General features: G+C 30.9%; 12 protein-coding genes and 1 other RNA gene. 1 reads left to right on the top strand and 12 read right to left on the bottom strand.

The features are described 5' to 3' along the window. Window positions 1-31 precede the first annotated feature (31 nt). The 7 genes from trmB to secG form a co-directional block, all read right to left on the bottom strand. Window positions 32-682, bottom strand: a complete 651-nt coding sequence (gene trmB, locus AACK87_RS00420; protein ID WP_338972468.1) for a tRNA (guanosine(46)-N7)-methyltransferase TrmB — start codon at window positions 680-682, stop codon at window positions 32-34. A 1-nt stretch (window position 683) separates the two neighbouring features. Next, the gene (mgtE, locus tag AACK87_RS00415; RefSeq protein WP_338972465.1) at window positions 684-2126 is read right to left on the bottom strand and encodes a magnesium transporter; all 1443 of its coding nucleotides are present in this window, start codon (window positions 2124-2126) and stop codon (window positions 684-686) included. Between the two features lie 25 nt (window positions 2127-2151). Beyond that, window positions 2152-4149: an EAL domain-containing protein gene (locus AACK87_RS00410; RefSeq protein WP_338972462.1), complete on the bottom strand. Its 1998-nt coding sequence runs from the start codon at window positions 4147-4149 to the stop codon at window positions 2152-2154. Window positions 4150-4234: 85 nt separating this feature from the next. Continuing rightward, window positions 4235-4643: a transfer-messenger RNA gene (gene ssrA, locus AACK87_RS00405) on the bottom strand. A gap of 67 nt (window positions 4644-4710) precedes the next feature. Next, window positions 4711-5157 carry an SsrA-binding protein SmpB gene (smpB, locus tag AACK87_RS00400; RefSeq protein ID WP_338972459.1) on the bottom strand — a complete coding sequence of 149 codons (447 nt, stop codon included), beginning with the start codon at window positions 5155-5157 and terminating at the stop codon, window positions 4711-4713. 11 nt (window positions 5158-5168) lie between these two features. Next, a complete protein-coding gene (rnr, locus tag AACK87_RS00395) occupies window positions 5169-7277 on the bottom strand; it encodes a ribonuclease R (protein WP_338972457.1) in 2109 nt (702 codons plus the stop codon). Between the two features lie 33 nt (window positions 7278-7310). Further along, complete coding sequence (secG, locus tag AACK87_RS00390; RefSeq protein WP_338972454.1) at window positions 7311-7550, bottom strand: preprotein translocase subunit SecG; 240 nt, start codon at window positions 7548-7550, stop codon at window positions 7311-7313. A 113-nt stretch (window positions 7551-7663) separates the two neighbouring features. Here secG and AACK87_RS00385 point away from each other — a divergent pair, with 113 nt between their 5' ends. Then, complete coding sequence (locus AACK87_RS00385) at window positions 7664-8059, top strand: rhodanese-like domain-containing protein (protein ID WP_338972451.1); 396 nt, start codon at window positions 7664-7666, stop codon at window positions 8057-8059. A gap of 43 nt (window positions 8060-8102) precedes the next feature. Here AACK87_RS00385 and AACK87_RS00380 read toward each other — a convergent pair whose 3' ends face one another. From AACK87_RS00380 to hprK, 5 genes are read right to left on the bottom strand one after another with little or no spacing between them, the layout of a single operon-like run. After that, on the bottom strand, window positions 8103-8327 hold the full coding sequence (locus tag AACK87_RS00380; protein WP_338972449.1) for a helix-turn-helix transcriptional regulator: 225 nt from the start codon (window positions 8325-8327) through the stop codon (window positions 8103-8105). Then, window positions 8314-9270: a DNA-binding protein WhiA gene (gene whiA, locus AACK87_RS00375; RefSeq protein ID WP_338972446.1), complete on the bottom strand. Its 957-nt coding sequence runs from the start codon at window positions 9268-9270 to the stop codon at window positions 8314-8316. The genes AACK87_RS00380 and whiA overlap by 14 nt, the downstream gene beginning before the upstream one ends. A gap of 8 nt (window positions 9271-9278) precedes the next feature. Beyond that, complete coding sequence (locus AACK87_RS00370; RefSeq protein WP_338972443.1) at window positions 9279-10649, bottom strand: prolipoprotein diacylglyceryl transferase family protein; 1371 nt, start codon at window positions 10647-10649, stop codon at window positions 9279-9281. A gap of 43 nt (window positions 10650-10692) precedes the next feature. Next, window positions 10693-12174: a prolipoprotein diacylglyceryl transferase family protein gene (locus tag AACK87_RS00365; protein ID WP_338972440.1), complete on the bottom strand. Its 1482-nt coding sequence runs from the start codon at window positions 12172-12174 to the stop codon at window positions 10693-10695. Beyond that, window positions 12149-13786 carry an HPr(Ser) kinase/phosphatase gene (hprK, locus tag AACK87_RS00360; RefSeq protein ID WP_338972437.1) on the bottom strand — a complete coding sequence of 546 codons (1638 nt, stop codon included), beginning with the start codon at window positions 13784-13786 and terminating at the stop codon, window positions 12149-12151. The genes AACK87_RS00365 and hprK overlap by 26 nt, the downstream gene beginning before the upstream one ends.

Below are 13786 nucleotides of genomic sequence, written 5' to 3'. Positions count from 1 at the left end.
CGTTACATTAAAAACGATCATTTTTTGCTGACTAATTTTTTCGAATGATTATTTTATTTATATTTTTGCCTAAATTATGAAATTTGGTTTCATATTCTGTAGGAATATTATCAATTAACATTTCGTGATTGTTGTAAAGGTCATTGGTGTTACTAATTAGTTTTCAGTTGTTTAGTTCAATCATTTCCAGAGAAAAATTGTATAAATTATCATTATCTGTCTTAATATGTATCTCTCCATTATCAACCAAAATATTCTTGTAGATATTTAGAAAAGTAGTAAATGTTAGACGTTTTTTAGCATGACGCGACTTGGGTCAGGGATCTGAAAAATTCAAATAAATTCTTTCAATACTTTTAGGTTGAAAGAATTTTTCTAATTGCTCAGCATAAGAATTCAAAAACTTTAAATTCTTTAAATCCTGATAGGTAGCCAAAGTTTTTTTAACAGCCACTCCAACTACTGTGGTTTCTTTTTCCATGGCCACAAAGTTAATTTGTTTATTTTGAAAAGCCAAATTTGATATGAAACCACCTTTGCCACAACCAATTTCAAGATGAACTGGATGGCTATTGGCAAATATTTTTGTTAATTCAAATGGTTGGTCATTTTCAGGTGTCAAAAGTCAATCATCATTTTCCTTTAGGAAATCGTTTGTTCAAGGTTTATTTCTTAATCTCATACTAAACTCCAATAATTGGGTTGAAGAAAGCTAAAGCTAGGCCCATAAATAATACTGTTGTAAGAGTGTCTACAATAGTTGTTATAATTGGTGAGGCAAAAATTGCTGCATCCACTTTGATATATTTGGCAACCATTGGCAGTGTGGCCCCAATTAGTTTTGAGGTTACAATTGAAATGAACATTACCAGAGAAGTTAATAAAATAGCTGTTCATATTTGTTCTTGATTTATATTACCATTAAATTGAACTGCAAAAATAATTAACATTCTAATAAAGTTGAAAAATACCACAAAGGCCCCAACCATTGAAGCTACTCGCAATTCCTTTCAAATAACTTTTAAATAATCCCCTTTTTTTATTTCTCTTAAAGCAAGAGCCCTGACAATCATTGTTGAGGATTGGTTAGCGGCATTACTTGCTGTTGTTATAACGACTAACAGAAGCGGTAAAATTATCATTGTTAATACAAAGGTTTTATTAGTTAGAGAAACTCCGTTTTCATTAACTTTGAAGAGAACCATAAAGCCAATAATTGATAACTGCATAAAGGTTGCGGATAACATCAAAAGTGTTAGTCAACCAGCTCGTGATCACATCATTTTTCAAAACCCAGTTTCAAAATAACTATCTTCTAGTGGTTTCATTCCCCCCATTTTGTGAATGTCTTCCGTGTTTTCATCTTCAATTACATCAATCACATCATCCACAGTAATTATTCCTACAAACTTATTTTCTGAATCAAGAACCGGCAAAGTTTGAATGTCATATTTTTTGAAAATATCTGCAACATCTTCTTGGTCGGTGGTAGTTTGTGCATAAATCAAACGCTTTTCCATAATGTCTTTGATCAATGCGTTTTCCTTATTGAAAACCAAATCCTTTAGTTGCAAGTGGCCAACTAAATTATCAAGTTCGTCGACAATGAAAAAATCCTCATTTTCTTCATTAATTTCGTGAAGCTCACGGATTTTTTTAATAGCCTTTGAAACTGTGTCCTCTTGAGATAATTTTATATATTCAACCGACATAATTGCTCCCGCAGTCATTTCATCATATTCTAAAATTTGGTTTACCTTCAATCTCACGTCTTTTGAAGCTACTTTTAAAATCTTCTTAACGCTGTCTGTTGAAAGTTCATCAATTGTGTCAATCACATCATCAATGTAGAGATCTGAAATTATATCTTTTAATTCAAGGTTAGTCAATTTCTCTACTAGAAATTCTTGAGTTTTTCTTGAAAGATAAATAAAAACATGCGATGCATCTTCAATTGACAGCAAGCGAATAATTTTTAAAACTATTTCGTTTTCAACATCTTTTAACGCCTCGGCCACATCCACCAAAGGATAAGACTCACAAAGTTGTTTTAGAGCCTTAAAGTCCCCTTGCTTTGATAAATCATTTATCTGCTTTTCAATTTGTTTTACTTCTGTCATTTCCATTATTTTAATTCCATTCTATTTTGTATTAATCTTTTTTATTTAGTAAAAAGATTGTCTCTTCTCCCAATTGCGCTTTTGGAGCGTTGCTTGAACCAATCAATTTTCCAGCAATAAGGTCGTTTTCATATTTTGTCAATTTTTTAAAAGTTAAAAAGTTATCGACTCCTTTAAAAATTATTTTAGCATCGATTTTTTTAGCTATTTCTTGGCATCTAAAAACAAGTTCATTATATTCTTTTACTTTACCAAGTTTATTAATAATTTGTTCATCTAAAAATAAATAATCTGGTTGATAAGAACCTATTAAGTGATAACCGGTATCTTTTGAACCAAAATTAGTTAAACCGATTTTAATGCCCGCTTTTTTGAGACCGCTTATATTTTTCTTTAAAATTTCAATCGAAGAAATATCTTGGGTAATATCAAATAAGAAACATAGGTTGTGCTTCACTAAGTTTAGATTCTTTAACTTATCAAATAAATCATTTAGAGAGAAATTCTCACCAGAAACAACTCATTGATCGTAGTTAAAAAATATTTTTTTGTCAGAAATTTGTTTACCAAATAATTTCGCACTTTTTAAACTCTCTAAACTTGCAAATCTTCTAAATAATGATTCTAATCCGGATTCGCTGATTGTGCTCAAAGATTTTTTCATAATCGAATCATTTAATTTTAACCCATTAACTGTTGGGTTCAAATAAAATCCTTCAATTTTATTCTTACTCAAAGAAAAAATTGGTTCAAACCTAGTTCCAATATGATTTAAATCAACAATCTCATTTAGGGCTAAAAGTTTTCTGTTCTGATTTAACTGCGAGTAAAAATCTGTGGGGTTTACCATCACAATTTCGTTTATATTTTTTCTTCTAACTTTTTCTGTTTCTGAATACCTATTAAATGCTTGGAGTTGATCCACATCGTTACTATGAATTCCATAAATCGAAACTGAACTAAGAAGTTTGACCGAGATGAAGTAATTATCAATTTTAAATTTGGTTTTTATTTTTTTCAAAGTAATTTGAATAGCATTAAGTATATCATTTTTATCTCTAACTGAATTGTTATTATTTTCATAAGCTTTTTGTACTTGAGGAAAATCAATTTCTTCTAAAGGAATGAAAGCTCCAAATAACTTGTATGAAGATTTAAAGAAGATTGTATCTTGATTATACTCTTGAAAACTCTTATAGGCTTGGCCCGCAATATTTTGAATAATGTATTCTTTCACACGACCGTTTAATTTCTTTTCAAATTTTTCAAAATTTGCAATATAGTAATTCACAAACAAACCGTATTTAATTCTGTTTTTTGTGACGTATTCAGTCACTGCCATGTTGGCACCAGATTCTAAAATATATCTATTTTGATCGTAGGCGATAATGTTACGCAGTTTCAAGGCGTGTCGATAAACTGCTTCAATAACACTAAAAATCGCAAAACATAAATAACCAGTTAGAATTCAAGAAGATAATACTAAAATTCTAGTTATTCTTTCAACTGAAAAATTGTCAACAAAAATAAATAAAAGTCCTGACAAAAGTACTGATAGAGAAAAGACCGATCAAACCCATCAATTATTAACCTTTTGAAAATACTTCTTAAAAATAGCCATCATTGTAATTACTAGATAACTGATAACCAAGATTGCTAATAAGTAGTTATTCTCCACACCTTGGAATAAAGAGGGCATTAGTGATGGTAGAACCAAAATGGCCATTGTCTCAACAACCGCCACCCCAATAGCTGAAATAAATCCAACAAAAATAATTGTTAGTCCATAAACTAGGGCTGGTAAGAATAAAGAAAAATATTCAATTTCTCTAACTGGAACTAAGGATTTAATTAGTACTCCAACTAAAAGTGAAATCGCACCAAATATAAGACCCAAGATTAGCAAGTAGTAGATTTTTATTTTTTCAAATAAATGACGTGTTAAACCAAAAGTTAGCGCGTAGACAAAACTAAAAAGACCTATGAAACCCATACAAATGGCATTTATCGTTAATATTGTTCCTGACATTGGGCACCTCTCTTTTTAGGGGGATTAAAATTTAAAAAAGAAAATCAATAAATCAAAATTAATTGTCTTTTTTAAATTTTAAAAATGGTGGAGATGGCGGGAATCGAACCCGCGTCCAAAATAGTCCAATGAAAAGCTTCTACAGTTTAGATAACTTTGAATACGTCATAAATAATGAAGTTATCAAAAATTAGTCACAACGTTGACAGTGGAATTTCGATTTAATTTACTGTCGATCATTAAATCTATTGTACAAGGCTTACACAAAACTAGTAAAGTACAAATTACCAGTTAGCGGAAGTGCTATAATTCTTAAGAATTATTAAGCTGCTAATGCAACTCCAGCTGATGCGTTATTGATCATGAATGCTGGCATTTCGAAGTTATCGCTTTCGCGTTTTTTGTTTGCATTTTTTCAAACCTAGAAGTATTATGGTCTACCAGACCACTGCGACTTTTCACCAGAGATATCCTGTCGAAACCGGGACATCCCCATATTTTCATTATATACTTTTATTAGCAGTTTTGATAGCACCTCGGACTTTAAGCAAAACTTAAAAACTAGTTTTTATTTATTTTAGCTATTCTTCTTTCAACATCTCTTTGTTTTATTGTTTCACGTTTATCGTAATTTTTTTTACCTTTTCCCAAACCGAGTTCAATTTTAGCTAGGTTGTCTTTCAAGTAAAGTCTTAGCGGGATTAACGTTAGGTTTTCTAATTTAATTCTCTTTAAAATTTTTTCTTGCTCTTTTTTATGGAGCAGTAAAAAACGATTTCTTTCGGGTTCCAATTTGATATTGGTAGCGAATTCATATTTTTTAATACTCATATTAAGAATTTCAGCTCGACCTCTTCTAATCAAAACAAAAGACTCGTTAATTGAAACATCCTTAGATCTAATTGATTTAATTTCTGGGCCATTAAGAACCAACCCAGCCTCAAAAGTCTCAATTATTTCATAATTAAAATAAGCTTTTTTATTTTTAACTATTAAATGCTCTCCCATAAGAACGCTCCTTATTTTTTAGCAAATGCAAAATCGATAATTCTTTTTTTAACATCAGCATTTTTTACTAAAATTTTAACTTTTTGTCCCAATTTAAAAACTTGGTTTTGTTTGCTAACCATAGTTTGCATTTTTTCATCATAGTGAAAATCAGAACCCAATTCGCTAATGTGAATTAATCCCTCAACACAGTTGGGTAGTTGTACAAAAATTCCAAATTTTAAAACTGCAGAAATTATCCCGTCAAATTCTTGTCCAATATATTTTGTCATGTACTCTGCCATACAAACTTTGTTAACTTCCCTTTCGGTGTTGACTCCTTTTTTTTCAGTATCATTAATAATTGTGCAAGCGCGGTTGACAAAGTTTTCATTTCTTTTTAGTAACTTTGGATCTGTATTTTTGTCGATTAAGTATTGTTTTAAATATCTGTGTACTATTAAATCTGAGTATCGACGGATTGGTGAAGTGAAGTGGGTATAGCATTCGCTAGCCAAACCAAAATGCCCAATATTATCAAGATTATACTCAGCCTTCTCCATAAAACGAAGTAAGGTAATATTAATAAGTTCTCTCTCATCGCGATCAGGAATTTGTTTAGAAATTTCTTGTAGAGTATGGCGAATGTTTCTTGGATTCAGTTTTTCTGCATCAGTTAATTTTGGGTTAATTCCAAAATTAGTTAGCATTCCGTATCATTCAATTAGGTTTTCATCTTTTGGTTTACCATGGTCTCGGTAAATAAAGGGTAATTCTCTTTTAAAAATGATTTCCGCCACGCTTTCGTTAGCACTAACCATGAAGTTTTCAATTAATTTTTCACTAACTCCCACAGATCTAGCCACGATATCTATTACATTTGAATCATCATCTAAAATTACTTTAGCTTCTTTAACGTCAAAGTCAATCGAACCCCTAACATCACGTTCTTTTTCAATTATTTCATGTAGCTCCCTTGCTACTAAAAGCATATCCTTAATTTCTTTTGGGCGTTCACTTGTTTGAGTTTCATAAAATTGGTTAACTTCTTTATAAGTAAGTCGCGCCTTAGAATTCATGATTGATTCATAAACTTCTTTTTTAATTATTTTTCCGTTATTATCAAATTCCATTTCACAAACTAAGCAAAGTTTATCTTCGTTTGGGTTTAGCGAACAAACCCCATTCGATAAAGTTTTTGGAAGCATTGGTAGAACCTTGTTTGCCAAGTAAACCGAATTACCTCTGTATAAGGCTTCTGAATCAAGTGCTGATTTTGGTTCAACATAATAACTTACATCTGCAATGGCAACCAATAGTTTATAATTATTGTTTGGCATTTTTTCAACATAAATTGCATCGTCAAGATCTTTTGAATCTTCTCCATCAATTGTAACTAAGTTTTTATTAGTGATTAAATTTTTACGTCTTTTAACTTGGTCTGCATTATAGTCGATTGGTCTAGCTACCGACTCTGCATTTCTGATAGTTTCTTTTTTAAAGTCAGTTGGAACATCAAATTCATAAGCGATTGAAATAATTCTATCGACTGCTTTATTAGAGTTACCAATTACTTCCACAATTTTAGTAAATAGTTTTTTCTCTTTAACTTCTAAAATTTTAACTTTAATTAATTGGTCAACCTCAATTTTAAAACTAGCTTTGTTAACCATTACAATACGATAATTCTTGAAGCCATTTTCTGCAGGAATAAAATCTAGGTATTTACCATCTCAAGATTTGTTAATTTCTCCGATTAAGAATTTTTTGGTTCTTTTTGAAATAGCTAAAACTATACCCTTAAAACGGCCGTCATTTTCTTTTTCTAATTTAAAAATAACTTCATCGTTTGTAATTGAACCCCCTAAGTAAATCGCTGGAACAAAATAATCGTTTTCCATATCATTGAAGTCTTTAACAAACCCAAATCCCTTGTCATTTATTTTGATTGTTCCGACTTTGATTTCTTGACCAATAATATAAATTTGATTATCAATTGTAGTGGCAACCTTATGTTCTTCTTCTAATTGACTCACAACAAATTGAAATTGCTCAAAATCAGTAACTTTTATCTTATTCGCTAAGTCTGAAATTTTTTGTGGGCTTTTTTCATTCAAACTTTTTACTATGGCTTCAATCATTTTTAAATCCTCTTTTTCTAATAAAAAACACTATTATTTAAGAATAGTGTTTGTTAGTATACAAATAATAATGGTTATTACAAACAGAGATATACCCAAAGAAAACATTCATATAGACATTGTTTTATCTAGACCACGTTCTTTTGAGTTTGAAAATAATTCATCATTTCCCCCATTAAGAGCACTAAGTCCAGTTTGAGATTTCTTATTTTGAATCAAACCAACAGCTATCATAATTAATGCTACAATCATAGCAAAAATTTCGAAAACCATTATTAATGTATTCTGTCATTCGTGTGTTCCAGCACCTTGCATATAATCACCTAATCCTTTAATTATTTTACTATAAATTTTTAAATTATGTATAATTATTTTGAGGTATATTTATGCAATTTATTGAAGCAATTTTGAATTTTTTTGGAAGAATATTTACTGGAAACTCGTTTAAAAGTAAATATCGAGTAAAAAGCACCAAAAAACTGCCAAAAATTTTAAAATCAGACAAGTGACAAATTATTGATATCAGGCCACAAGCCAGCTTTGAAACAAGTCACTTAGTTAATAGTATCAACATCGATTTTCTAACCTTCAAAATAAGATATTTTAAGCATTTGGATAAAAGCAAAAAAATCCTTTTGGTTAACGAGGATTATCGAAGTCACTTAGATATTTATCAAACTTTAGACAAACGTCGTATTAAGACCTACATACTGGTGGGCGGATATAAAGAGGTTAGAGTGGCTAGTTTTTTAGATAAATACACAACTTACAAAACAGCATAAAAAAATTATTTCCTAAGAAATAATTTTTTTATTTTTATTCATATTACTTGTTTTTGTTGATGAACAGATCTTCAACCGGAACCTCAAGCCCTTGAGCTATTTTTTCAACCGCTTTGATTGAAATGTTACGAGTTCCTCTTTCAGTGTCAGAAATATAGTTTCTGTGTAATCCAGATCTAAAACTCAATTCCTCTTGTGTTAAGTTTGCTTTTGTTCTAATCTCTTTCATGTTTTGACTCAAAATTGAAATAACATTATCTTTTTTCATTCTTTCCCTCTTGACTATTCTTGTATATTTTCTCTATATTTTTAAATAAATTACTTACCCCTGATTTTGTAATTGAAATATTGTTGTTATTCAATATCTCCTCTAACTCAGAAAATGTGGCTTCAGGCCTTTCAAGTCTGATGTTGGCTAGAAACCTAGCTTTATCAGATAAAAACCCGAAGTAGTTTTTCTCCTTTAAATAAAGGATTTGTGTTACCTGTCTTTGACCTGCATCCAATGTTTTAGCTTGGTTTGAAATATCAATATTTATCATGCGGTTGATATTGTTTTGCATATCCCGAGATATTCTTTTATTTTCAAATTTCATAACCGAATTTGGTGCATCAATAAGTTTTAAAAAGTCTGAAACCGCTGTTGATTTTTTTATGTAACTCACATACTTGGTCTTTCTTTTAATTGATTTAAAATCAAAACCTAATGGCTCTAGTAAATTCTTGAAAACTTCTGTGGACAGTTCATCTCCGAATTGTAACTCTAAATGATAGTTACTGGTCTGTGGAGAATTAACACTTCCGATTGCGATGAATACTCCAGAAATATAAGCTCTAAGTAAGCTTGTATTTTGAATCAGGTTGTAATCCACCTCAATTATTTTACCACTTTTATTAGTGTTGTAAATATTAAAATTAAATAAAAATTCAAAAATATCTTCTACTAAAGTTACTTGAAATACTTTGTTTTTTTTGAGTTTTTGAGACTGTAAGATTGATATTAAAATTTCCCCATTATAAAAGGTTTTTATGAAACTTATTATTGTTCGGGCCACTCTATTGCTGATAGTTGACAAAATTAGTCGAGACTGATTATCTGAAATCAAAATCTCGCCATTATATTTTATAAATCCACATAGGAATGCCTTTTTCTGTTCGTCTGTAAACGTATGGCTTACAATTTCCTCTTTAACGTCGAGAGCGAAAGACATTTGATCACCTACTTAGCTTTTTGTTTTAATTTTTCCAATTTTTCTTGGGCTTTAATTTCTTTTGATTTGCGCACGTTATTTTCTTTTGTACCTAAATCATTTTTCGAATCGTTGATATTTTCTAGATTAATCACTTTAAAGTAATTTTTTTCATATGAATAACCAGGTTTTCTAAATAAATAAGGAACCACGAATTGACAAATTCCCATTATAGCTAAACCAATTAAACCTGTAATTCCGATTATTGTTAAAGAAAGTGGTTTATCATTTTGGATAAACAAGTGGTTTGAAGGACGTTGAAGCTCTAAAATAAATCGAACTAAATTTCAAGTGAAGAAATAAGCTCCAGCTTCAACCCCTGATCGAACAACTTTTATTTGATAGGGATTATTAGCTTGTTCTAAGGCTCTTCCCATTTTTCATCGATAAGATAAATAACCAATTTCCTTATTACTTCGCGACCTATTTAAGTCTGATGTTACAGCATCATAGTTTTTCATTCCATAGTTTGAAATATTAAAGTAGAATAAACGATCGTACTTTCATCCACCAAAATTTGTATATTCAAATTCACCAATTGAATTAGCAAAAGTGTTAAAATACTCATTTTTCAATTCAATATTCATTTTTGACATACCTAAATTTTCGGGTCTTTTTTGAATTCATTTTAAGAAGTGAGGCAATACAAATGTTATTATCGCTCAGAAGAAAATCAGTCAGAATGCTTCATAAATGAAAATCGGATTTAGTTGATAAACTTCCCCTCGTACGATATTAATTCCATTAATATTTAGGTTATTATCAAAACCAATATAAGTTGCTTGTGTATTTCTAGTAATAAAACTTGGTAACCATCACAATTTATTTTCTGAAGCCAATCCAATTGGTGGTCCAGTAATTTCATGATTAAAGAAGTTACCTCATCTACCGATTCCTTGTCCAATTAAAATATTTGGAATTATAGCGTCCATGTAGGTTCAAACCGAAACCTTTGTTCTTCGACCCATTATATAGAATATGATTATTCCAACAAAGGAACCAACAAAAACACCACCGTGAATTGCCATCCCTGGACTTCAAAAGGCAAATAGCCCCAAAACCTCACTAACATCTGAAAAATCAGTTTTATGACCAGCATTAAGTTTTCCAAAAAAACTGGCTCCAAAGAGTGAGCAAATCACAATTGGTACTGCCCCGATCGCTAGTTGGGTTAATTGTAAATCTTTTCTTCAGAATTTATATGCTGAAAATCCGATTGCAGCAATAACCCCAAGAGTCATAGTAAAGGCATAAACTCTAAATCAGCCTCCATAAACTTCTTGGATTCAACCATCAGTTCAGATGTCTCATTCTCTTTCATTAAATACTCAATCTACCATCTAAAGAACCTCCATACTTAAAATTTTAGCACATTTTCAAGCACTAATAAGACTTTTCATAAAGTCAATTAACTTTTCTTCATTTATATGGTGCAATAAATTGGGAAAAAATTAGTAGTCCCAGTGCGAAAATCGTAAATAACGCGAATAAAACCATATCTAAAACGAATAAGTGTTTTAAAACAAGTTCAGCATCCGTTCTACGGGTTTCCAACACCCATCTAACAGTTAGATAACCAATTAAATACGATGCACTAACAACTCCGCTATGAATTACAAAGTAATTTTCGGGATTGTTAGCTTTATAAAGTTCTTTTGAATCTTGATTTCAGGTGACCCTTCACCAGTTTGTTGCTTTTCTTAATTCTTGAATTTCTGATTTAAAAGAGTCCTTAATTGCTTTAATCTCGTTGTTCAAATCCTTTTTGTAGTTTTTTATTTTACTTTTTTGATTTTCTTTTTTGATTAATTTGGCGAATTTTTCTTTTGTTTTACTAATATCGTTGAACTGTTGCTGTTTAACTTTTTCTAACTTTTTAATATCACGCTGCAAGTTACCTTCATAATTAATTTCTAATTCTCCAAAATATGTTATTTGCTTGTTGTCCAGTGTTTTAAGGTAATAAGCTTTGTTTCAGCTTTCTCAAAGGCTTAGTTTTAATACTTCACGATCTTCGATAATTCTTTTTTTATAAACAATTGGTCTTTGTGTTTCTCAAACTTTTAGTTTCTCTTTTTCAACTCAGCGATATTGCTTGTTAACAATATTTGGAAACTCGCTTGGGTAAATTTTTCAGGGTTTTTTTGAAAACATTCTCCCCAGGTTTGCAATTAAGAAAGTAATCAAAATAAAAAGAACTATGTTAGCAATAGATTCATATAAAAATAACGGTTCGCGATACTCTATAAATCAGGGATCAGTTTCTAAAGCGCCGACATTAGGATTTTGTACGTATCATAATTTATTAACAATTCAATCGGGTAGTCATTTTTGCAAACTCTCAAGACTAGTTGGTCTTCCCAAAATTTCATGGTTGAATAAGTTACCTCATCGACCAATGGCTTGTCCTATCAAAACGTTTGGTAAAATACAATCAGCATAAACTCAAGTTGAAATTTGATAATATTGAGCTCTTTTATGAAATCAAGCAAAGCCTGCAGCTCCCCCAAAAATTAGTCCACCAAAGATAGCCATTCCTGGTTGCCAGAAATAAAACAATTCTCATATTTTTCAGTTATTGTACAGAATATTAAATTTACCCAGAACGCTAGCTCCCAGAATACCTGCTGGAATTACTATGAAAATAGCTATTCCCAAATCATAAAGCGGTATTTTTCGCATACGAAATTTTATTACTGAAGCCACCAAGACCCCGACAACCCCTAGAAAGATAAAAATCGGATAAATGGGCATTCACCCAAATAGGAAGGGATCGTTTCGTCCTTGTTCTATTCAATCCTCAATTGGATCTCCTGGTTGTGGTAAATTACTCAAAAGATTAATCATTATTTGTGGTTTTTTCAATTCTTTTCGCGATAATTTTGGTTGGACTTACTCAGTTTCCACTTTGTTTTATTTTCAATTGAGCTACCGCTGTTTCGATAATGTTGGCAATATTACGACCCGATGATACCGGAATACGAATGTGAGGGATTTTAACTCCTAGAATGTTTTGAGTGTCATATTCATTACCTAAACGGTCAGTGTCATCCACCCCGTTTTCACCAAACTTAATTAGTTCAATCACTAATTCAATTTCCGTCTCGTCTAATATAACTTGGTATCCATTGGTTTGAGCGATATCAACTATTCCAATTCCTCTTACTTCAACTAAATTATTTAAAATTTCATGACTTTTACCATAAATTTTACTAGATTTGCGGATGGCAACAATTCGATCATCACCAACAAAAAGGTGGTTTTTCTTAATCAACTCAATTGTGATCTCGGATTTACCAATTCCAGATTTTCCCATAATCATAACACCTTTACCATAAATGTTTACCAATGATCCGTGGAATTCTTCGCTTGGTGCAAAATAGTCATCATAAAATCCTAAAATTTGTTGCGTAAACTCACTTGTAGTTTGACCACTAACTCTTAATAAAGGGATTTCTAGTTTTTTAGTTACTTGATTTAAAATCTCATCATTAAATTTCTCAGTTATTATTACCGCAGGGATTCCATCTTTTAACATGGCTAAGTATTTTTTTTCTCTCTCAGTATTGGTAAATCCGTGGATGTAGTTATTTTCCTTGTTTGAAAATAAAACCACCCTTCTTTTTTGTTGATCTTTTTCAACATAACCCGCAAGTTCTAGGCCTGCACGGTTTAACCCATAGACCTCAATCACATTGTCTAAATGTTCGCTTCCTGCAATTACCTCTAAATCAAAGTGATCTACAAGATTTTTAATTCTTAATTTAGTCATAAATTTTTCTCCTTTGTTTGAACCTTTTTTAACTATTAACTTTATTTTATCAAAAAATACTATATTTCCCCTACGAAAACACCAAAGATTATCATCGCTTCAATTACCAATAATTTTGACGATTATTGAAAATGATAAGTACGCGATTGTAGGATAAACAGCAATTCCAAAAGGTAACTTAATTAATCGAGCCAAAAAATGCACGAACACCGCATTGCCCCAACCAATAGCATAAAGTCAGATTGGATTGAAAACTAAGGAAGTCAAAGTATATGTTAGTGAATACATAAGTAAAACTTTTAAATAAATAAAGTTGTTTTTTCTAAAAAGAAAAACTAGTGAACCAGAAAATCCTAGCATCACTTTGATCATCATAAAACCGATATGAAATTGTCCGAAAAGACTTATCATTGATCCGGTCAAATCTGTACAAATACCAACAATTACACCCGCTAAAGGTCCAAATGTCATTCCAGAAATGAAAATAAGTCAGTCACCTAATGCTAAGATAATAACTCCTCCAAAAAAAGGAAAACTGTAACTAAAAAAGTTTGTCAGTACGACCGACAAGGAAGTTAGCAAGGCTAATACTGAGACAACTTTAATCGAAAGTCTTTTAAAACTTCAGCGCTCCATAAATAATGCTAAAGTAAAAAATATACAAATTCCTAAAACCGCTCCCAGGGATGTGAAAATATATAACAA

This window comes from Spiroplasma endosymbiont of Panorpa germanica (genome assembly GCF_964019765.1).
Taxonomy (GTDB): Bacteria; Bacillota_I; Bacilli_A; order Mycoplasmatales; family Mycoplasmataceae; genus Spiroplasma_B.
This window is presented reverse-complemented; position numbering and strand designations above follow the sequence as displayed.